At 74.5% G+C, this 20,293-nt stretch carries 22 protein-coding genes; 9 read left to right on the top strand and 13 right to left on the bottom strand.

The window, feature by feature from the left end; genetic code table 11:
* The first annotated feature begins 69 nt into the window (after positions 1–69).
* The 3 genes from ACI795_RS03835 (at position 70) to ACI795_RS03845 (ending at position 3,586) form a co-directional block, all read left to right on the top strand.
* Positions 70–1,251: an acyl-CoA dehydrogenase family protein gene (locus ACI795_RS03835; RefSeq protein WP_457073891.1), complete on the top strand. Its 1,182-nt coding sequence runs from the start codon at positions 70–72 to the stop codon at positions 1,249–1,251.
* 155 nt (positions 1,252–1,406) lie between these two features.
* On the top strand, positions 1,407–2,138 hold the full coding sequence (locus tag ACI795_RS03840) for an Atu4866 domain-containing protein (protein WP_457073892.1): 732 nt from the start codon (positions 1,407–1,409) through the stop codon (positions 2,136–2,138).
* 44 nt (positions 2,139–2,182) lie between these two features.
* On the top strand, positions 2,183–3,586 hold the full coding sequence (locus ACI795_RS03845; RefSeq protein ID WP_457073893.1) for an amidohydrolase family protein: 1,404 nt from the start codon (positions 2,183–2,185) through the stop codon (positions 3,584–3,586).
* Between the two features lie 57 nt (positions 3,587–3,643).
* On the opposite strand, the gene ACI795_RS03850 is transcribed toward ACI795_RS03845, so the two are convergent.
* Positions 3,644–4,465, bottom strand: coding sequence for a helix-turn-helix transcriptional regulator (locus tag ACI795_RS03850; RefSeq protein ID WP_457073894.1), 822 nt, complete (start codon positions 4,463–4,465; stop codon positions 3,644–3,646).
* 81 nt (positions 4,466–4,546) lie between these two features.
* Between ACI795_RS03850 and ACI795_RS03855 the strand changes: the two genes are divergently transcribed.
* Positions 4,547–5,347, top strand: coding sequence for an SDR family oxidoreductase (locus tag ACI795_RS03855; protein WP_457073895.1), 801 nt, complete (start codon positions 4,547–4,549; stop codon positions 5,345–5,347).
* 119 nt (positions 5,348–5,466) lie between these two features.
* Positions 5,467–6,171 (top strand): response regulator, encoded by a 705-nt coding sequence (locus tag ACI795_RS03860; RefSeq protein ID WP_457073896.1) that lies wholly within the window; start codon positions 5,467–5,469, stop codon positions 6,169–6,171.
* Between the two features lie 23 nt (positions 6,172–6,194).
* Here the strand turns inward: ACI795_RS03860 and ACI795_RS03865 are convergent, their stop codons facing one another.
* From ACI795_RS03865 to ACI795_RS03905, 9 genes are all read right to left on the bottom strand, one after another.
* Positions 6,195–7,013 (bottom strand): response regulator, encoded by an 819-nt coding sequence (locus ACI795_RS03865; RefSeq protein ID WP_457073897.1) that lies wholly within the window; start codon positions 7,011–7,013, stop codon positions 6,195–6,197.
* Positions 7,007–7,471, bottom strand: coding sequence for a hypothetical protein (locus ACI795_RS03870; protein ID WP_457073898.1), 465 nt, complete (start codon positions 7,469–7,471; stop codon positions 7,007–7,009). The genes ACI795_RS03865 and ACI795_RS03870 overlap by 7 nt, the downstream gene beginning before the upstream one ends.
* Positions 7,468–8,121: a signal peptidase I gene (locus tag ACI795_RS03875; protein WP_457073899.1), complete on the bottom strand. Its 654-nt coding sequence runs from the start codon at positions 8,119–8,121 to the stop codon at positions 7,468–7,470. The genes ACI795_RS03870 and ACI795_RS03875 overlap by 4 nt, the downstream gene beginning before the upstream one ends.
* Positions 8,122–8,164: 43 nt before the next feature.
* Entirely contained in the window at positions 8,165–8,782 is a 618-nt protein-coding gene (locus tag ACI795_RS03880; RefSeq protein ID WP_457073900.1) for a TasA family protein, read from the bottom strand.
* 180 nt (positions 8,783–8,962) lie between these two features.
* On the bottom strand, positions 8,963–10,408 hold the full coding sequence (locus ACI795_RS03885) for a sensor histidine kinase (RefSeq protein WP_457073901.1): 1,446 nt from the start codon (positions 10,406–10,408) through the stop codon (positions 8,963–8,965).
* Complete coding sequence (locus ACI795_RS03890) at positions 10,405–10,794, bottom strand: response regulator (RefSeq protein ID WP_457073902.1); 390 nt, start codon at positions 10,792–10,794, stop codon at positions 10,405–10,407. The genes ACI795_RS03885 and ACI795_RS03890 overlap by 4 nt, the downstream gene beginning before the upstream one ends.
* A gap of 186 nt (positions 10,795–10,980) precedes the next feature.
* Positions 10,981–11,679, bottom strand: coding sequence for a DUF3618 domain-containing protein (locus ACI795_RS03895; RefSeq protein ID WP_457073903.1), 699 nt, complete (start codon positions 11,677–11,679; stop codon positions 10,981–10,983).
* Between the two features lie 34 nt (positions 11,680–11,713).
* Entirely contained in the window at positions 11,714–12,337 is a 624-nt protein-coding gene (locus tag ACI795_RS03900) for a phage holin family protein (RefSeq protein ID WP_457073904.1), read from the bottom strand.
* The gene (locus tag ACI795_RS03905; protein WP_457073905.1) at positions 12,334–13,149 is read right to left on the bottom strand and encodes a hypothetical protein; all 816 of its coding nucleotides are present in this window, start codon (positions 13,147–13,149) and stop codon (positions 12,334–12,336) included. The genes ACI795_RS03900 and ACI795_RS03905 overlap by 4 nt, the downstream gene beginning before the upstream one ends.
* Before the next feature lie 344 nt (positions 13,150–13,493).
* Here ACI795_RS03905 and ACI795_RS03910 point away from each other — a divergent pair, with 344 nt between their 5' ends.
* The gene (locus ACI795_RS03910) at positions 13,494–14,372 is read left to right on the top strand and encodes a siderophore-interacting protein (protein WP_457073906.1); all 879 of its coding nucleotides are present in this window, start codon (positions 13,494–13,496) and stop codon (positions 14,370–14,372) included.
* Here the strand turns inward: ACI795_RS03910 and ACI795_RS03915 are convergent.
* Positions 14,357–15,022, bottom strand: a complete 666-nt coding sequence (locus tag ACI795_RS03915; RefSeq protein ID WP_457073907.1) for an NADPH-dependent F420 reductase — start codon at positions 15,020–15,022, stop codon at positions 14,357–14,359. The genes ACI795_RS03910 and ACI795_RS03915 overlap by 16 nt on opposite strands.
* A 266-nt stretch (positions 15,023–15,288) precedes the next feature.
* Between ACI795_RS03915 and ACI795_RS03920 the strand changes: the two genes are divergently transcribed.
* Entirely contained in the window at positions 15,289–15,735 is a 447-nt protein-coding gene (locus ACI795_RS03920) for a nitroreductase family deazaflavin-dependent oxidoreductase (protein WP_457073908.1), read from the top strand.
* The gene (locus ACI795_RS03925) at positions 15,639–16,577 is read left to right on the top strand and encodes an SDR family NAD(P)-dependent oxidoreductase (protein WP_457073909.1); all 939 of its coding nucleotides are present in this window, start codon (positions 15,639–15,641) and stop codon (positions 16,575–16,577) included. The genes ACI795_RS03920 and ACI795_RS03925 overlap by 97 nt, the downstream gene beginning before the upstream one ends.
* A gap of 2 nt (positions 16,578–16,579) precedes the next feature.
* Here the strand turns inward: ACI795_RS03925 and ACI795_RS03930 are convergent, their stop codons facing one another.
* The gene (locus ACI795_RS03930; protein ID WP_457073910.1) at positions 16,580–18,163 is read right to left on the bottom strand and encodes an FUSC family protein; all 1,584 of its coding nucleotides are present in this window, start codon (positions 18,161–18,163) and stop codon (positions 16,580–16,582) included.
* A gap of 124 nt (positions 18,164–18,287) precedes the next feature.
* Between ACI795_RS03930 and ACI795_RS03935 the strand changes: the two genes are divergently transcribed.
* On the top strand, positions 18,288–19,259 hold the full coding sequence (locus ACI795_RS03935; RefSeq protein WP_457073911.1) for an ABC transporter substrate-binding protein: 972 nt from the start codon (positions 18,288–18,290) through the stop codon (positions 19,257–19,259).
* A 37-nt stretch (positions 19,260–19,296) separates the two neighbouring features.
* Here ACI795_RS03935 and ACI795_RS03940 read toward each other — a convergent pair whose 3' ends face one another.
* Positions 19,297–20,268 carry an aldo/keto reductase gene (locus tag ACI795_RS03940; protein WP_457073912.1) on the bottom strand — a complete coding sequence of 324 codons (972 nt, stop codon included), beginning with the start codon at positions 20,266–20,268 and terminating at the stop codon, positions 19,297–19,299.
* Positions 20,269–20,293: the final 25 nt, after the last annotated feature.

Consider the following 20,293-nt stretch of genomic DNA (forward strand, 5'->3'; position numbering starts at 1 on the left):
GAACGCTTGTTACTGACGAGTAGTACCGTCGGCCAGGTCGACGTCGACGACCCGAGAGAGGCCACCCGCGTGACCACCGACCTGCTGCTGCCCGCCGACTTCTTCGCCTTCCAGTCGCTGCTCAGCGACGAGGAGCAGAAGGACCTGCTGGCCCTCCGGGAGTTCCTGGAGTCGGAGATCAAGCCGCGGGTCAACGCGGCCTGGGCCGCCGCCGAGTTCCCGATGGACCTGATCCCGAAGTTCGCCGAGGCCGACATCGTCGGGCGCTCCTACGACTGGGCGGGGCGTCCCCGTGCGTCCCGGCTGTTCACCGGGTTCCAGTCCATGGAGCTGGCCCGGGTGGACGCCTCGATGGCCACCTTCCTCGGCGTGCACAACGGCCTGGCCATGGGCTCGATCATGATCCTGGGCTCGGAGGAGCAGCGGCAGCGCTGGATCCCCTCGATGATGGCGATGGAGACGATCGGCGCCTTCGCGCTGACCGAGCCCGAGGGCGGGTCCGACGTCGCCCGCGGCATGCGCACCACCGCCCGGCGCGACGGCGACGAGTGGGTGCTCGACGGCGCCAAGCGCTGGATCGGCAACGGCACCTTCGCCGACGTCGTCGTGGTGTTCGCCCGCGACGTCGCCGACGACCAGGTGAAGACCTTCGTCGTGGAGAAGGGCACCCCCGGTTTCACCGCCAGCAAGATCGAGGACAAGTTCGCGCTGCGCACGGTGCAGAACGCCGACCTGACCTTCACCGGGTGCCGCATCCCCGCGGGCAACAAGCTCGAGGGCGGCAACTCCTTCCGCGACGTCAACAAGGTGCTGAAGGTGACCCGCGGCGGGGTGGCCTGGAGCGGCGTCGGCTGCCAGGTCGGCGCCTACGAGGCAGCGGTCGCCTACGCGCGGAGCCGCGAGCAGTTCGGCCGGCCGATCGGTGGCTTCCAGCTGATCCAGGACCTGCTGGCCAAGATGCTCGGCAACGTCACCGCCAGCATGGGGATGACCGTGCGGATCTCCCAGCTGCAGGAGGTCGACGCCCTCGGTGACGACCAGGCGGCGCTGGCGAAGAGCTACGTGACCAGCCGCGGCCGGGAGACCGTCGCCATGGCCCGCGAGCTGTTCGGCGGCAACGGCATCGTCCTGGACCACGACGTCGTCCGGTACTTCAACGACGCCGAGGCGCTCTACTCCTACGAGGGCACCCGCGAGATGAACACCCTCATCGTGGGCCGCTCGATCACCGGCATGGGCGCCTTCGTCTGAGCCGGGGCCCGGTGACCCGCCGCTCCGGCGGGCCACCAGGGGTGCGGTGAGGGGGGGAGTGCTGCGGCCTCCCTCCCGCTCCCGCGGACGGCGATGGTGGAGGTGCGCCCGGAACGGGCGCAGGACACCAGCCGCTTCGCACGGGAGGAACCGACATGACCACCTCGACGCCCGCCCCCCTGGGGACACGCGACGAGCAGACGCTGGAGGCGATCCGGCACCTCGCCGCGGGCAACCCCCGCCCGGTGCTGCTCGCCGGGGGGACCGTCGTCAGCCAGGACCCGGGGATGGGTGACTGGGCGCAGGCCGACGTCCTGATCGGGGGCTCGGTCATCGTGGGGGTCGGCCCGGGCCTGCTCAGCGCGGCGGGGGACGACGGCATGCTCGTCGTCGACTGCACGGGCACGGTCGTGCTGCCCGCCCGGGCGGACTTCACCTCAGCCGCCGGGGGCGGCGCGCTGGTCCCCGGGTCCCCGGCGGACGTGGCGGTCCTGCGCCTGGCGGACCCGCCGGGGACGCCGGCCGGCGCGGTCCCCGACCGGGGGAGCCACCTCGACGTGCTGGTCGTGGGCGGTGCGGTCCGCCTGTTCCGCGGCCGCCCGGTGACCCGTGACGTGGCCGGGCAGGCCGCGCGGCCCGGGGTGCGGCCGACCGCACCGCACGGTCTCGTCGGCGCCTGGGTCGACGAGACCGGCTTCCTCGTGCAGGAGCTGCTCCCCGACGGCCGCTACGACGAGACCCGCGGTGGGCGGCGGCATGCCTTCCAGGGGCGCTACTGGGTCGACGGCGACCGCGTCGACTACCTCGACGACCTGGGCTTCTGGGCCTACGGCGAGGTGCGGGACGGCGTCCTGCACCACGCCGGCTACCGGATGACCCGCCGATGAGCGAGGCCGCCCGACCGACCGGCCCCGTCGACCGAGGAGACACCGTGACCACCGAGCACCTGCTCAGCAGCGCCCTCCTGGACCAGCTGCGCCGCCGGTCCGCCGACCCTGACCGCCGCGTGCTGCTCACCGGCGGGACCGTCGTGACCATGGACCCGGCCAGGGGGGTGCTGCCGCGCGCCGACGTCCTCCTGCACGGCGACCGGATCGAGGCGGTGGGCCCCGATCTGCACGCCACCCCGGCGGCCGCGGGGGCGCTCGCCGTGGACGTCACCGACCAGCTGGTCACCCCGGGCTTCGTGGACACCCACCGGCACGCCTGGGAGGCCCAGCTGCGCCGGATCATGCCCGACGTCGACGACCTCGGGGCCTACGTCACGTCGACCCTGGCCGGCATCGCTCCGGCCTACCGGCCGGAGGACGTCCACACCGGCACGCGGCTGGCGGCGCTCACCGCGATCGACTGCGGCATCACCTGCATGCTGGACTTCGCGCACAACGCACGCAGCGCCGCCCACTCGGACGCCGCGGTGCAGGCGCTGGCCGACACGGGCATCCGTGGCGTGCACGCCTCCATGCGGCCGCACTTCGGCGAGTGGGAGCACCAGTGGCCGGCGGACCTGACCCGGCTGAAGGAGCAGTGGTTCAGCTCCCGCGACGGACTGCTGACCCTGCGGCTGGCCACCCTGGCGACCGACGAGATCGCCGGTCCCGACCTGGCCTACGGTCCGCGGCTCGCGAGGGTGGCGGAGGAGCTGGACATCGGCGTGAGCGTCGACGCGGTGTTCGGTTCGGCGTCCTCGACCGCCGTCCTGGAGTGGGCGCGCGCCGGGCTGCTGTCACCGCGGGTGACCCTCATCCACTGCACCGGGCTGACCGGGGACGCGTGGCGGGCGATGGGGGACACCGGCACCACCGTGGCGCTCGCCCCGACGTCCGAGGCGCAGATCGGCCTGGAGACCGCCGTCCCGGCCATCGACGAGGCGCTGGCCGTCGGCATCCGCCCGGGGCTCAGCATCGACGTCGAGGTGGCGCTGGCCAGCGACATGTTCACCCAGATGCGCGCGTTGCTGGCCATCCAGCGGATGCGTGCGGTGGAGGCCGCCCACGGCACCGACCGGGAGCCGTCGCGGATCGGCACGCTCGACGTGCTGGACCTGGCGACCCTGCAGGGCGCCCGGACCAACGGGCTGGGGGAGACGACCGGGTCGATCACCCCGGGCAAGCAGGCCGACCTGCTGGTCATCGGGGCGGAGGACCTCAACACGATGCCGCTCAACGACCCGGTGGGCACCGTCGTGCTCGGTGCTGACCCGCGCAACGTGCACGCCGTCTTCATCGCCGGTCAGGTGCGCAAGTGGGACGGCCGTGTGCTCGACGTGGACCTGGACGCACTCCGCGACGAGGTGCGGGAGTCCCGCGACCACGTGCTCGCTGCACGGGCCTGACCGCTCGCACCCGGCGGACCGACCGGCTGCGGCCCCGGGCCGCAGCCGGTCGCGCGTTCAGGCCTGGGCGGTCCGTTCGGAGCGCTGGTCGTCGAGCTGGCCACCGGCGTGGGTGGCCGGCAGCTCCTGGTAGACGACCAGCTGGTGCCCGGGCGCGCTGGGCACCTGGAAGGCGTGGAAGCCGACCGTGATCGGGCCGAGGACGGGGTGCATCAGGTCCTTGGTGGCGTAGGTCTTGGCCTTCACCTCGTGCCGGGCCCAGAGCTCGGCGAACTCCGGGCTCCCCGCTGTGAGACGCCGCACCAGCTCGTCCAGACGGCGGGGGGTCGCGGCGAAGTCGGCGCTGGCCCGCAGGTTCGCCACGCACGCGCGGGCGGCGGTGGCCCAGTCGACGAAGAAGGTGCGCCCGACCGGGTCGAGCATCACCATCTCGACCAGGTTCGTGGTGTCCTCGAACGGCGCGAAGAGCTCCACCGCCCGGGCGTTCATCGCCAGGACGTCCAGCACGGGGTCCAGCACGAAGGCCCCCGACTCCCGCCACGACTGCATGAGCTGCATCAGCGCGGGGTCCACCGGCCGGCGCACGTCGTCCGGGCCCAGCCGCCACGCGACCCCGGCCAGCGAGTAGAGGTGGCGCTCCTCGTCGAGCGCCAGCCCGAAGGTGCGCGCCAGGGCGGCCAGCACCGGCCGGGACGGGTGCTTCTCCCGCCCCTGCTCCAGCCGCCGGTAGTAGTCGACGCTGACCCCGGCCTGCTGGGCGACCTCGTCGCGGCGCAGGCCGGGCACCCGGCGCGGCCTGCGTCCCGCCGGAGTGGCGGGGTCCGGTGGAGTGGCGGCGCGGCGCGCGATGAGGAAGGCGCCGAGGTCGGTGGTCGGCATGCCGGGCACGGTAGCGGCGCCCGGTAACGGGGGTGTGAGACGGCCACGACACCGGCGTGACGGCTGAACAGAGTGGTGGACATGAACGACACCACCACGGACACCAGGACCCAGCTCATCGCCGGCACCCCGCTGGCCGGCCGCGTCGCCGTCGTGACCGGTGCGTCCAGCGGGATCGGCGCCGCCACCGCCGAACGGCTCGCCGGACTCGGCGCGAAGGTGGCGCTGCTCGCCCGCCGCGGGGACCGGCTCGACGCCCTCGAGGACGCGATCCGCGCCGCCGGCGGCACCGCGCTGGCGCTGCCGACCGACGTCACCGACCGGGCGGCGCTCGCCGCCACGGCCGAGCGGATCACCGCCGAGTGGGGCACCGTCGACCTCGTCTTCGCCAACGCCGGTGTGCAGCTGATCTCCTCGATCACCGACCTGCGGGTGGAGGACTGGGACACCCAGATCGGCCTGAACGTCACCGGCGTCATGAACACCATCCAGGCGTTCGTCCGCGACCTGGAGCAGGCAGCAGGGGAGGGACGGCCCGCCGACCTGATCACCACCTCCTCGATCGCCGCCGTCCGGGTGCTGGAGAGGTTCCAGGTCTACTCCGGCACCAAGGCCTACGTCACGCAGCTCAGCCGGCTGCTGCGCACGGAGCTGGGGCGCAAGAAGGTCCGGGTCTCGACCATCGAGCCGGGCATGGTCGACACCGAGCTGCCCGACCACGTGACCGACCCCGACGCGAGCAAGCTGATGGCCGACCTCATCGCGCAGATCGACGTCCTCTCCTCGGCGGACGTCGCCGAGACCGTCGCGTTCATCGCCTCGGTGCCCCGGCACGTCAACCTGACCGAGATCACCATCCTGCCGACCGAGCAGGTGATCTGACCCGTCACCCGTTCGGGGCGGGTGGTCACCGGCCCGCTGGAGAGCCCCGCCCCCGATGTCGATGACTGCCCCGGACGCCCCGTGCGTCCGGGGCAGTCGTCGTCTGTGGAGGAGAGGTCGTGTCGGGTCAGTCGGTCCTCGTCGTCGAGGACACCCAGGAGATCCGCGAGCTCGTCGTGACCGTCCTGCGCCGGGCGGGCATGGACGTCCGCGAGGCGACCACGGGTGCCGAGTGCCTGGCCGAGGTGCGCCGCGAGGTCCCCGACGTCGTGGTGCTCGACCTCGGGCTGCCCGACGCCGACGGCACCGAGGTCTGCCGGCAGCTGCGCGCCGAGACCGACTGCTACGTGCTGATGCTGACCGCCCGCGCCGAGGAGGTCGACCTGCTCATCGGGCTGGCCGTCGGCGCGGACGGTTACATGGCCAAGCCGTTCTCCCCGCGCGAGCTGGTCGCCCGGGTGCAGACGATGCTGCGCCGCCCGCGCACCCCGGCGGTGCCCGAGCCGCGGCCGGCCCTCGAGGACTCCGTGCAGCGGCTGGCCGAGCTGGAGGTGGACCCGGACAGCCGCGAGGTGCGGGTGGACGGCGCCCCGGTCGACCTGACCCGTACCGAGTTCGACCTGCTCGCCGCGCTGGTCTCCCGGCCCGGCCGGGTGCTGCAGCGCGAGACGTTGCTGCGGGAGGTGTGGCAGACCGACTGGGAGGGCAACCTCCGGCTGGTCGAGGCGCACATGTCCAACCTGCGCCGCAAGCTCACCGCGGCGGGCCTGAGCTCGCCGGAGATCAAGACCGTCCGTGGGGTCGGCTACCGCCTCGTCGCCTGAGGCCCGCCGCCCGACCCGTGCGGTCAGGCGGCCAGGCCGGCGCGGCGGGCGGCCAGCCGGCCCGCAGCGGCGTCGGCGGCGTGCACCAGGTCCGAGCCCTGCCAGCTGGCCGCGTCGGCGACCCGGGCCAGGTGGCTGCGTCGTGCCGTCTCGGCGGCCGGCCGGGTGCTGCGGGCCAGGTCGGCCAGCTGCGTCAGCAGCCCGTGCGCCATGATCCCGCGGCGGGCGTCCGCGGCGATGGCCCGGCAGACGTCGGCGACCTCCGGGTGGCCCAGCTGACCGGACGTGCCGGCCAGGGTGTGCGCGGCATCGGCGACCGCGGAGTGGTCGCCCACGCGGATCCCGGTGCTGATCGCGGAGAGCCGGCCGGCCAGTGCATCGTCGTACATCAGCTGCAGCCGCTCGGTGAGCTCGGCGTCCAGGTCGGCGTCGTGCAGGTCCTCGACGTCGACCATCTCCCGGGCGACCGGCGCGCTGCCGGCAGGGGCGGTGCGGCGGCGGACGAGGTCCAGCAGCGGGCGGGCGTCGATCGGGGCGGTCAGGCAGGCCAGGGCTCCGGCCGCGACGGCGGCGGCGCGCACCTGCACGGTGGGCTGCTCGGCGACGACCAGGAACCGGGCGGTGCTGCCGGCGGCGCGGAGCTCGGTGAGCAGGGCCGGTCCGTGCTCGGCGCCGGGCACCCGTGCTGCGGTGACCACCAGGTCGGGGGCGACGGTGCCGGCGAGCCAGCGGGCGTCCTCGGCGTCCCCCGCCTCGTGGACCTGCCAGCCGGCCAGCTCGAGCAGGCCGGTGACCTGCCGGCGACCGGCGGCGGAGGGGTCGATCACCAGGGCGGTCAGCACGAGATCTCCTTCGACAACGGGGACTGGCCGGTCCAGCCGTAGGTCGTGTGCGTGGTGATGCTGACCCGGATGCCCTGGTCGGCGTAGGACAGGTCGTAGGTGTCCGACAGGGACGTGGTGCCCGGGCCGACCGTCGCGACCGGGTAGGACGACCCGTCCCGCAGGTGCGCGGTCACGATGTAGCCGTCGACCCCACGGGTCGTGGTGCTCTTCGGCCAGGAGACCTGCACGCGCAGCGTCCGGATCAACCGCCAGGAGCCGTTCTGGTAGGCCAGGGAGTAGGGACACCCGGTCCCGTCGGTCGAGACCTGGGCCGGCCCCGCGACGGTGATCGTGCCGACGCTGGCCGTGGTGCTGGTCTGGGCGGAGAAGGCGGCCTGGGCGGGGGTGACGGTGAGGCCCACGGTCGTGGCGACCGCCAGGGCGAGCAGGACCAGGCCGCGGCGCAGGCGGGTCACTGCCGGGCCTCCTCGTCCTCGTCCTCGGAGCGGGGGCCCGGGGTCTCGGCGGGGCGCCAGATGGTCAGCAGCAGCCAGCCGGCCAGCAGCGCCGGGGCGCCGTAGACCAGGGCCTGGCTGACGACCGGAGTGCGCAGGGCCTCGATCACATGACCGAGCTCGGGCACCACGGCCCGCACCTGCCAGGCGGTGTCGCCCTGCAGCGTGGCCTTCCACGGGTCGACCGCGTCGTTGTTGTCGCCCTTGGTCTCGACGGTGACCGAGCCGTCCTCGCCGTGCTCCACCGAGAGGACCCGGTGGGTGACCAGACGGTGGTCGTCGATCGGGATGTGGTACGAGATGATCATGCCGGGCTCGACCTCGTCGACCGGCAGCGGCGTGACGATCGTGACGTCACCCGGGTCGATCACCGGCGACATGCTCCCGGTCAGCATCGTCATCGTGCGGTAGCCGAGGGCGTGCGGGCCGATCGCCAGGACCGCGAAGAGCAGGACGGCGAGTGCGACCACCAGCCGCACCGTCCAACGCGACGCCCGGGCCAGGGCCCGCTTCCCGGCGCCCGACGGGCGGGTGGCCTGGGTCAGCTGCTGCGCCGGACGCTGGTCGGCGTCCGCGGTGGGTGCGGGGGGTGCGAGCAGGGCGGTGGTCATGGCGGTTCCTCCGGAAGGGGTCAGCGGTGGGGGGACGGCCGGGTCAGCGCGTGGTGCCGGTGGCCTGGGTGCCGGTGAAGGTGAGTTCCAGGGTGGAGGTCTTGCCCTGGAACGCGTTGTCGGCGCTCTGGGGCAGCGACAGCGTGACCATGAGGTGGTCGGTGCCGCCGACGGCCTGGCTCTTCAGCGAGTTCATCGGGACCGCGGTCGTGGCCCGACCGACCCACAGCTGCGTGGGGTTGGCGCAGGTGTAGGTCGCGGCGCCGGCGACCGACTCGGTCCACGCGACGGGGCAGGAGCGGACGCTGAGCTGCAGTCCGTTGGTCCCGTCGGTGTCCAGGATGCTGCTGACGGTCGCCTTGGACTCCAACAGCAGACCCGCGAAGGGCAGGTCGCCGGTGTTGGTGAGGTCGACCGCGCGGCTGATCGAGTCGCCGGGGACGAAGCCGGCGGCGTTCATCGGCAGCGTCGCGGTGCCGGCGTTGGTGAGGTCGATGGCGAGCGTCCCGGTGGTGACCGAGGCGTTCAGCGGGGTGGTGCTGTCGGTGAAGGTGCCGAAGGTGCCGAGGCCGGCGACGGCGGCCGCGGCGCCCACGACGCCGAGCGAGCCGAGGATCTTCCGGGCGGTGCGGCCGCGGGTGGCGGTGGTGGTGGCGCTCATGGCGGGTCTCCCTGATCTCGTGCCGGTGTCGGCGGGGGTTCCCGGCGACAGACACGACTCTGGAGGCCCTTCCGCAGGGCTCCCGCGAGCGATCCGCAAGAAAGCCGCAAGAAGAGGGACCCCGTCCTCCTCATCCCTCGCGAGCTCGGGACGAGCCTCGGGACGGGGCCGGGTGGTTCGTCAGCGGTCGAGCGGCAGCGCGAGGGTGAAGGTCGTCCCGCGGCCCTCGGCGCTGGTCACGTCGAGCGTGCCGCCGTGCGCCGTGGTGATCGCCTTGGTGATGGTCAGCCCGAGCCCGACCCCGGGGACGGCGTTGCGCCGTGCGGTCGAGGCGCGGAAGAAGCTGGTGAACAGCCGCCCCTGCTCGCCGGCCGGGATGCCGACGCCGGTGTCGCGCACCGACAGCAGGGCCACGGCGCGGGCGCCGGCGCTGCCGGGGTCGACCTCCGCGCCGGCGTCGTCCTGCCAGGCCCGGCGCAGGCGCAGGGTGACCGAGCCGCCCTCCGGCGTGAACTTGACCGCGTTGGAGACCAGGTTGTCGCAGGCCTGGCCGAGGCGGAGCGCGTCGCCCCGCACGACCAGCCCGTCGGCGGGCGCCTCCACCGTCACGGCGATGCCGCGTGCGGCCGCGGTGACCCGCGCGGTCTCCTCGGCGCCGCGCACCACGGCGGCGAGGTCGACGTCCTCGGGCTGCAGGGTGAACTTCCCGGCGTCCACCTGGGCGGTGAACAGCAGGTCGCCGACCAGCCGCAGCAGGCGCTGGGCGTTGCGCTCGACGGTGCCCAGGTACTGGCGCTGGTCGTCGGTCAGCGGCTGGTCGGGGTCGTCGAGGACCAGTTCGAGGTAGCCGAGGATGGAGCTGAGCGGGGTGCGCAGCTCGTGCGAGATCAGGCTGACGAACTGGTCCTTGAGCCGTTCGGTGGCCCGCGCCTCGGTCATGTCGGTGGCGACGAAGTTCCAGCCGGCCTGCTCACCGTCGTCGTCGGTGCGAGGGGTGATCGCCACCGCGACGGTGAGCCGCCGGCCGTCGGCGGTCAGGTAGGTCCAGTCCCGGACGTCGCTGCCCTGCTCCCGCGCCACCTGCACGAGGGCGGCGAAGCGCGTGGCCGGGTCGGTGTCGTGCCCGGCGCCGGGCAGGAGCTCCTCGGGGTCGTGGAACTCGGTGATGCTCCGCTGCCGCACGACCTCGGCGCGCGGGAGGCCGAGCATCCGCTCGGCTCCCGGGTTCCACACCCGGACGACGCCGTCGGGGTCGGTGCCGATGATCGACTGCTCGGTGACGGCGTCGATGACGCTGGTCATGGTCTGCGCGCGCGCCCGCATCATCCGGGTGGCGACCTCGAGCTCCTCGGCCGTCGACTGCCCGAGGGTGACCAGTTCCCGCCGCTGGCCCTCCAGCGCCGCGGAGGCGGCGAGCTGCCGGTGCAGCCGCCGGGCGAGCTCGGCGATCGCGAGGGCGGCGGCCAGGCCGGCGGCGACCAGCAGCACGGTGGACGCCGGTCGGGCGAGCAGCACGGCCACCGCGGCGACGGCGGTGGCGGCCAGGGCGGCAGGGGCCACCCGGGCGGCCGGGGGAGTGGCCGCCGGCGGCCCGCCGGCCACGGTCGGCTCGAGCAGTGCGGTCACGGGGCGCCGTCCGGGGAGCAGAGCCGGCGGACCTCGGCGACCAGGCCGGCGACCGTGAACGGCTTGGGCAGGTAGGCGTCGGCGCCGGCGGCCAGCCCGCGCGCGACGTCGTCGGGGGAGGCCCCGGCGGACAGCAGCAGCACCCGGGTGCCGGCGGTCGCCGGGTCGGCGCGCAGCTCGGCGCAGACCTCCAGGCCGGTGAGCTCGGGCATCGACACGTCGAGCACCACGAGGTCGGGTCGCTCGGTGCGGGTGGCGGCCAGCGCCTGTGCGCCGTCGGCGACCGAGGTGAGCAGCGTGCAGCCGGCCTTGCGCACCGCGAGGGAGACCAGGAGCCGGATGTCCTCCTCGTCGTCGGCCACCAGCACCCGTGCCGGCTCCTCCACGTGTCCCCCCGGTCCCTCTCCGTCCCAGCCCGCAACCGGTCCGGGCCCGTCGGGTCGGAGATCGACCACGGGGGGACGGCGCTGGAGCCACGGCGCAGCCGGTTCACCCGTTGAGGGGAGCCGCCTGCAGACGCACGTCGGGCCCCGGTGCAGTTGCACCGGGGCCCGACGGGGTGTTGCGGTCGGTCAGGAGGAGGACTTCTCCTGGACCCGCTGGCGGGACTCCTGGGCCTGCCCCTTGACGTTCTGGGCAGCGTGCTGGCTCTCGTCCTTGACGTTCTGGGCGGCGTGCTGGCCCTCGTCCTTGACGGTCTGCACGCCGTCCTGGGCGGTGGCCTTGACCGACTCCATCGCGTCCTGAGCGGCCGGCTTCAGGTTGTCGCCGATCTCCTGGGCGACGTTCCGGGCCTGCTCCTTCAGCGGCTCGGAGTGCTCCTTGAGCGCCGACTCGGCCTGGGCGGCGAGCTGCTTCTCCTTCTCGCTGGTCGGCAGGAGGGAGGAGACGAGCCAGCCGACACCGAAGGCGATCAGCCCGGCCGCCAGGGGGTTGCCCTGGGCCTGCCGCTGGATCGTCTCCGGAGCGTGCTGCACGGCGCCCATGGCGTCGTGTGCGACGCCCTGCACGTTGTCCGCCGCGCTGTGCGCGGCACCCTGGGCGCTGCCCTGGGCGTGCGAGGCACGGTTGCTCACCTGGTCACGGGCGTCGTGCGCGGTGCCGAAGACCTTGTCCTTCAGGCCCGACATGCCGCTCTTGGCCCGGCCGACGCGCCGGTCGACCACCCGCGTGGGGTTGACCTTCTCGTTCAGCGCGTCGACGTCGTAGCTGAGGTTGGCGCGGGTGTCCTCGATCTGGCGCCGGATCACGTCCGGGTCACTGCTGGTCATGAGAGATCTCCTTGTCGGAGTAGCGGGGATGAGGTCAGTGGGGCTTGAGCGCGCCGGGCACCTGCTTGAGGGTGTCCACGGTCTGCTCGGGCTTCGGGTCCACCTGCTTGAGCTGCGAGAGGTCGATCTGCTGCGTGACCCGCTTCGGGTCGACCTCCTTGAGCTTCTTGCGGCCCATGGCAGCCAGGACGGCGGCGATCAGGCCCCACACGACCGCGACGATCAGCGCGGCCCAACCGGTGGGGATGGCACTGGCCAGCGCCCACATCAGCGCCAGGCTGAGGAAGAGCGCGAGCATGTAGCCCGCGAAGCCGGCGCCACCGAGCATCCCGGCGCCCTTGGCGGCCTTGGTCGCCTCGCCCTTGGCGGCGGCCGTGGCCTGGTTCGCCTGCCCCTTGACGACCTCGGTCGCCTTGGTGGCCTCGGCCCGGACCTCCGCCTTGGCCAGCTCGAGCTCCTGGCGCATCAGCGTGGACATGTCCCGGCTGACCTCGCTGATCAGCGAACCGACGGAGGTGTGCTCCACGTCCGGGTGACCCTCGTCGGTCATCGGCTGTGCCGTGTTGTCCGTGTGCTCGGTCGCGGTGTAGCCGGTGGCCCCGCCGGTCGCGTAGCCGGTACCTGCCTGCCCGTAGCCCTGGGTGCCGGGGGCGGTCACAGCCGGCCCTCACCGGGGGTGCGGGACGGGTCGTCCCAGCCGGCGCCGGCGGTGGGGGCGACGGTGGTGCCCTCCGGCGGGAGGGTGCCGTACGGCGGCGGCGGGACCGAGCCGGTGGTGCCGGTGGTCGCGTACCCGGCGGTCTCGGTGGTCGCGTAGCCGGTGGCCGGGGGGCTCGCGACGTAGTTGCCGCCGGTCCCGGACTGGCGGTTCCCGCCGGTCGACTGGCCGGAGCCGTTCTCGTCCTTGTGCGAGGCGACGGCGCCGGTGGTCAGCCGCCCGGCGACCACGCCGGCGAGGGCCGCACCGAGCAGGAAGGCGCCCGGCTTGCGTCGGGCCAGGGAACGCACCTCCTGGAGCAGCTCACCGGGCTCCCGGTCCTGCACCCAGCTGGCCAGCTGCTCGACCTTGTCCCCGGCCTGGCGGACCAGGTCGGCGGCCGGACCAGTGGGGGCCTCGCCGCTGCCCTGGGCCATGTTGCGCAGCTGCGTGGCGATCTCGCCGAGGCCCTGACCGGCCTTCTGCTGCCCGTTGCGGGCCTGCTCGGTGAGCTGCTGACGGCCCTGGGCCACGAGGTCCTGCGCCTGGCGGCCGGCCTCGTGGGTGACCTGCTTGGCCTGGTCGGCCGCGGTGGAGGCGACCTGGCTGCCGGACTCCGCAGCGGTGTGGCCGACGTTCTTCGCCTGGCCCTTGGCGGCGTTCGTGGTGTCCTGGGCGGCACCCTTGGCGGCGTCCTTGGTCGAGGACTCGCCCGTGCGGTCGCTCGCCCCGCTCGAAGGCGACTGTGTCGGGGTGTCGATGGAGTGCGTCATCGTTCCTCCTCGTCGTACGTGGGGCTCGTGGTGGGTGGAGCTGGTCGTTCGGCCGGGTCCGCGACCGGGCACGCGCCACCGCCGGCCGACGTCGGCCGGGCTGCTCGTGCCTGGTCGCGGAACGGCGCAGGGGCGCCCGGGGGCGCCCAGGTCGGTGTCGCGCGGGTGGGCCCACCGTGGTCTCGGTGGACGCCGTTCCGTTGGACTGGCGGGTACCCGTGCCGGTCTACGGCGTAAACCGGTGAGATCGACATTCCGGGTCACCGGCCGTCCGACGGACGGTGACCCGGCGTAGCCTCCCGTCGGTAAGGGGAGCCTGCCCTTGCCTGATGGGAGGAGATGGGATGACCGGAGCGACACAGCAGACGGTGGAGCCCCGGCCGCGGCGGCCGCGGGTGCCCCGGGTCGCGGAGGTGGTCCGCACCTCGCGGCTGACCCCGCACATGATCCGCGTCGTGCTCGGCGGCAACGGGCTGGCCGGCTTCCCCGTCGGGGAGTTCAGCGACCACTACGTGAAGCTGCTGTTCCCGCCCGCCGGTGCGCCCTACGCCGTGCCCTTCGACCCCGAGCAGATCCGCGCGGAGCTGCCGCGCGAGCAGTGGCCGGTCACCCGCACGTACACGGTGCGCGCCTGGGACCCGGCGTCCGGCGAGCTCACCATCGACTTCGTGCACCACGGCGACGAGGGCCTGGCCGGCCCGTGGGCGGCGTCGGCCCGGCCGGGCGACCTGGTCCAGCTGCTCGGCCCCGGCGGGGCCTACACCCCCCGGCCGGACGCCGACTGGCACCTGCTGGTGGGTGACGAGAGCGCGCTGCCGGCGATCGCCGCCTCCCTGCCGCGGGTGGCCGGCGCCGCCCGGGCGCTGGTGTTCCTCGAGGTCGCCGGACCCGAGGAGGAGCAGGACGACGTGCCCACCCCGGCGGGGGTGGAGCTGGTGTGGGTGCACCGCGGCTCGGCGGAGCCCGGGCAGGCGCTGGTCGACGCGGTCAAGGCCGCGCCGCTGCCGGCGGGCCGGGGCCACGTGTTCGTGCACGGCGAGGCAGGGCTGGTCCGCGAGCTGCGCCGGCACCTGCGCGCCGAGCGCGGGCTGGACCCGGAGTTCACCTCGATCTCCGGCTACTGGCGGGTGGGTCGCACGGAGGACCGCTGGCAGGCCGAGAAGCGCGACTGGAACGCGCAGATCGAGGCCGAGGAGCAGGCCGGCGGTCACATGTCGCGGTAGCGCTTCGCGGCCGCGGTGGCGGCGCGCAGCTGTTCGGCGTCCATGCGCTGCCCGTAGCCGGGGGTGTCGCGCTGGATCCGCCAGCCCTCGGCCAACGGTCCGAGGTCGACGACGTCGAAGCCGAGGTCGTCGATGAGGCGCACGACCTGCTCCTTGGCGCTGGCATCGTCGCCGGCGACGGCCAGCGCCCGCCGGTGCGGGGTGCCCGCGGGCTGCCCGTGCTCGACGATCTCGCGGGCGCCGATGTGGTTGAACGCCTTGACCACCCGGGAGGTGGGCAGGTGTGCCTGCAGCAGCTCCGCGGTCGTCGTCGACTCGTCGTCCAGCGCGGCGATCCGGCCGTCCCGCTGCGGGTAGTAGTTGTTCGTGTCGACCACCACCTTGCCCGCCAGGGGTTCGACGGGGACCTGGTCGACGTTCTTCAGCGGGATGGTGACCACCGCGAGGTCGGCGGCGGCAGCGGCCTCGGCCGCGGTGCCGGCGCGCACGCTGCCCCGCCGACCCGGTCGCTGCTCGAGTGCGGAGACCAGCTCGGTGAGCGTCTCGGGACCACGGGAGTTGCTGAGCACGACGTCGTGACCGGCGTCGAGGGCAGCTTGGGCGAGGGCGGTGCCGATGTTGCCGGCGCCGATGAGTCCGATGGTCGTCATGGCCGCTCCAACCCCCGGGCCGGGGTGCGCCTTCCCGTCGGGCTCAGCCGAGGTCGTCGAGGCGGACGTGTCGCACCGGGCGGGGTCGCCGGTCTCCGAGCCGGTGGTGGACCAGCGCCGCCGCCCAGCTCGGTCTGGACGGAGTCGTCGCCGATCCGGCCCGCGGTGTCCGGCGCCCGCTGCACGTCCTCCTCGGTGATCTCGCCGGGCCGGAGGCGGTCGCTCGTGCCCGAGCGCCGGGGGAGCCGCCGCCCTAGGGTCGGGGCATGCCGCTGGAAGGTGAGTACGAGCCCAGTCCGGAGAAGTGGGTGCGCGACCAGGTGGAGCTCTACGAGCGCACCGGCGGGCGGGAGGGCAACACCCTCCCCGGCCGCACGGAGCCGGTCGTCGTCTTCACCACCCGCGGCGCCCGGAGCGGCAAGGTCCGCAAGAACCCGCTGATGCGCGTCGAGCACGACGGCGCGTACGCCATGGTCGCCTCCAAGGGCGGCGCGCCGGAGCACCCCACCTGGTACTTCAACCTCAAGGCCCACCCGGACCAGGTCACGGTCCAGGACGGCGACGAGGTGTGGGACGGCGTCGCCCGCGAGCTGACCGGCGAGGAGCGGGCGGTGTGGTGGCAGCGGGCGGTCGCCGCCTTCCCCGACTACGCGGAGTACCAGACCCGGACCGACCGGGAGATCCCGGTCTTCGTGGTCGAGCGGGCGCACTGAGCGCCCCGCCGGACGACCAGCGACCGGTCGCCGTCGTCACCGGCGCCAGCGACGGCATCGGGGCCGCGGCGGCCCGCCGGCTGCACCTCGCCGGGTGGCGGGTGGTCGCCGTCGGCCGGTCGCCGGGGAAGACGGCGGCGATCAGCGCGGAGCTGGGCGTGGAGACGGCGGTCGCCGACTTCGCCCGGCTGGACGACGTGCGGGAGCTCGCCGCCCGGTTGCGCGCCGACCTGCCGCGGATCGACGTGCTGGCCGGCAACGCCGGCGCCTCGTTCGGCCGGCCGGGGCTGACCGGAGACGGCGTCGAGCAGACCTTCCAGGTCGACCACCTCGCGCCCTACCTGCTGACCCGGCTGCTGGAGGAGCCGCTGCGGGCCGGGCGGGCGCGGGTGGTCACCACCTCCTCGGGAGCCCACTGGGCGGGCGGGGTCCGCCGCGGCCGGCTGGCCGGTCTGGCCCGGGTGCCCCGCCCCTACGCCGGCTCCCTGGTCTACGCGCGGGCCAAGTGGGCCAACGTGCTGTTCACCCGGGAGCTGGCCCGTCGGTGGGCGCCGGAGGTCAGCGCCGTCAGCTTCGAGCCCGGCGTCGTCGCGACCTCCTTCGCCCAGCAGTCGCAGGGGGCGATGGGGCTGGTGTTCCGCAGCCCGCTGCGGGCCTTCTTCCGCACCCCCGCCCAGGGCGCGGACACCCTGGTCTGGCTGGCCACCGCGGACGACGGCTGGCGCGACGGAGGCCACCACGCCGACCGGTCCCCGGCCCGGACGCTGCCCTCGGCGGCCGACGACGTCCGGGCGCGTGAGCTGTGGGACCTGTCCGCCCGGCTGGTCGGCCTGCCCGCCTGAACTCAGCCGGCCGGCCGCCCCTCCGGGGTCTCGCCGCCCAGCTCCGCGCGGATGCGCGCGGCGACCTGCCCGGCCAGCTCCTGCTCGCCGCGGGCCCGCGCGCCGAGCAGCGCCCAGCCCAGGTCGCCGACCTGCCGGGCGCGGCGGCGCCACGCATCGGCCCCGGGGGCGGCGAACAGCTCCGCCCGGGCCGCCGTGGTCACCTCCTCCTGGGCCAGCAGCGCGTCCTGCAGGGCGCGGTCCGCGGAGGTGCCCGGCGGCGCACCGGCGGCTGCGACGGCGCGCTGCTGACTGGCCGTCACCGCGCCGGGCAGCCGGCGGCTGCCGGTGTGCGGGAACAGCAGGAGGCCGGCGGCCAGCGCGACGGTGATCCCGACCAGCGTCTCGGCCACTCGCACGGTGATGAGCTCGGTGCCGCTGCTGCCCGGGTTGCCCAGGTGCACCAGCAGCAGGGCCAGCGGCGTGATGCAGGCGACCGAGAGCACGTACTGGCTGGCGATCAGCAGTTCGACGGCCAGCATGAGCAGCCCCACCACGACCACGGTGGCCGCGACGGGAAGCTCCAGCTGGAACAGCAGCGCGGCCAGCCCGACGCCGGCCAGCGTCCCGGTCACCCGGTGCAGGGCGCGGGCGCGGGTGTGCCGGGCGTCGGTGCCGAGCAGGACGGCGACGGCGGTGCTCACCGCCCAGTAGGCGCTGGGCAGCCCGGCCAGCGCGGCGATCGCCCCGGCGGTGGTGGCCCCCAGCCCGATCCGGGCGGCGGTGGGGGCCCAGGCCGGCGCGGTGCGACGCGGCGGCGGGGTCGTCGGGGCGGCCGGCGGAGGTCCGTCGTCCGGCGGTGGAACGCTCGGCGGCAGGACCCGGAAGAACCGTTCCTCGACCTGTTCCAGCTCCCGGCGCAGCGACGGACGCCGCCGGCTGCCGCCGGCCACCGCGGCGACGGCGACCCGCACCGCGCGGGCCACCGAGCCCGGTCGGGTCGTCCCCAGACCGTTCCGCTCGACGGCGCTGACCGCGGTGTCGGCAGCGCGCAGCGACTGGCGCTCGGGTCCGGCCGGGTCCCACAGCCAGGGCAGCATCACGACGACCCACGCCAGCGCGGCGCCCCCGGCGGCCGCGGCGACGTGCTCGGCCACCGCTGTCGGTGAGTCGCCGAGCGTGCTGGCGCTGCCGCCGGCGAGCGCGATCATCAACGGGCCGGGTGGGCCGATCCGCCAGACCGCGGTCGCGGCGGTGGCGGCGGCCACCAGGATGCCCAGCACGACCGCGAGCAGCAGCGGTCGCGGACCGGCCAGGCTGCTGGCACCCACGGTGGCGGTGAGCGCGACGCCGACCCCCGCGGACACCGCTGCCCGCCGCCGGTAGGGCAGCGCGTGGCCGTAGACGGCGGTGAACCCGCCCAGCGCGGCGGCGGATCCCAGGTCCGGCCGGTCGAGCAGCACGAAGAGGACCAGGGGCGCGGTCACGCAGAAGGCGGCCGACAGTGCCCGGCGCCGGTGGGTGGCCCACAGCGAGGTGACCGCCGGCAGCGGCGGGCCGAGCAGGTGCGGGGCGAGCCGGCGGATCGGGGAGGAGGAGCCGGACACGGTCGCCATCGTCTCCCGCCGTCCGCGCCGTCGTCGGACGGGGGCGCATCTCCCGGCGCCCTACTTTGGTTAGGCTGCCCTTCCTTCCGCCGCGTCGCGTGGCGGGTGTCGAGAGGTGACGTGGATGGCGGGACGGCGAGTGGGTCGGGCAGGAGCCGGGCTGGTGGGGCTGGTGACCGCGTTGGCGGTCAGCGGCTGCGGGAACACCGGGAGCGGGGCGGTGGACGCCCCCTCCGGCACGGCGGAGGAGGTGCGCACGGTCGGCCACGCCCTCGGCGAGGCGGAGATCAGCGGCGTGCCCGAGCGGGTCGTGGTGCTGGACACCGGGGAGCTGGACACCGCGCTGTCTCTGGGTGTCACGCCGGTCGGCGCCGTCCGCACCGACGCGAGCACCGAGCTGCCCGGCTACCTGGCCGAGGCCGGCGCCGACCCCGACGAGATCGCCGAGGTGGGCACGATCGCCGAGCCGAATCTGGAGGCGATCGCCGCGCTGGACCCGGACCTGATCCTCTCCAACACCGCGCGGCACACCGAGCTGTACGAGCAGCTGCAGGCGATCGCCCCCACGGTGATGGGGGAGGGCGTCGGGGAGACGTGGAAGCAGAACCTCCCCGTCTACGCCGAGGCGCTCGGCCGGCAGGGGGAGGGCGAGGAGCTGCTCGCCGAGTACCGGGACCGGGCGACCGAGGTGGGCGCGCTCTTCGGCGACCCGGCGGCGCTCGAGGTGAGCATCGTGCGGTTCGTCGGGACCGGCTCGGCCCGGCTGTACGGCGAGGGCTCGTTCATCGGGACCGTGCTGGCCGACGCCGGCTTCGCCCGCCCGGAGATCCAGCGCACCGACGAGACGTTCGTGGAGGTGGGCCCGGAGGAGATCAGCCAGGCGGACGGCGACCTGCTCTTCTGCTCCGCGTACGGCGAGGGCGGGGCGGCGGAGCTGACCGAGCTCACCTCCGGTGGACTGTGGCAGTCGCTCGGCGCGGTCCAGCGGGGCGACGCGGTGCCGGTCGACGACGACCGCTGGTTCCTGGCCATCGGCCCGCTGGGCGCCGGCCTGGTGCTCGACGACCTCACCGAGCTCGCCCGGCAGCGGGCCTGAGCGGGGTGGGCCCGGCCCCCGGGCCCACCCCGTCGGCTCAGGCGAAGCCGACCACCGAGTGCGGGGTGTAGGGCTCCTCCAGCCGGGCGACCTCCTCCTCGGTCAGTCGGAGCTCGACCGCGGCGACGGCGTCGCGGAGGTGGTGCTCCTTGGTGACCCCGACGATCGGCGCGGTCACCACCGGCTTGCTGAGCACCCAGGCCAGCGCGACCTGCGCGCGGGGGACGCCGCGGGCCTCGGCGACCTCGGCGACCCGCTCGACGATCACCCGGTCGGTGTCGTTGTACAGCTTGCTGCCGAACTCGTCGGTCTCCGACCGGGTGGTCTGCTCGTCCCAGTCGCGGGTGAGCCGGCCGCGGGCCAGCGGGCTCCACGGGATGACCCCGATGCCCTCGTCGGCGCACAGCGGCAGCATCTCCCGCTCCTCCTCGCGGTTGAGCAGGTTGTAGTGGTCCTGCATGGAGACGAACCGGTGCCAGCCGTGCTCGCCGGCCAGGTGCAGCGCCTTGCTGAACTGCCAGGCCCACATGCTGGAGGCGCCGAGGTAGCGCACCTTGCCGGAGCGGACCGCGGAGTCCAGTGCCTCGAGGGTCTCCTCGATCGGCGTGGCCGGGTCCCAGCGGTGGATCTGGTACAGGTCGACGTGGTCGGTGCCCAGCCGGCGCAGCGAGGCGTCGAGCTCGCGGAGGATCGCCGTGCGCGAGAGGCCCGCGCCGTTGGGGCCCGGCCGCATCCGGCCGTGCACCTTGGTGGCCAGGACGACGTCGTCCCGGTCGGCGAAGTCGCGGATGGCCCGGCCGGTGATCTCCTCGCTGGAGCCGGCCGAGTAGACGTTGGCGGTGTCGAAGAAGGTGATGCCGGCCTCGATCGCCTGCTTGATCAGCTCCCGGCTCTGCTCCTCGGGCAGGCTCCACGGGTGCCCGCCGCGGGCGGGGTCGCCGAAGCTCATCATCCCCAGGCAGATCCGGGAGACCTGCAGGCCGGTGGTGCCCAGACGCGTGTACTCCATGGCCCGGTCCTTGCCCCGGACAACG

It is taken from the genome of Modestobacter sp. SYSU DS0290 (assembly GCF_054050955.1).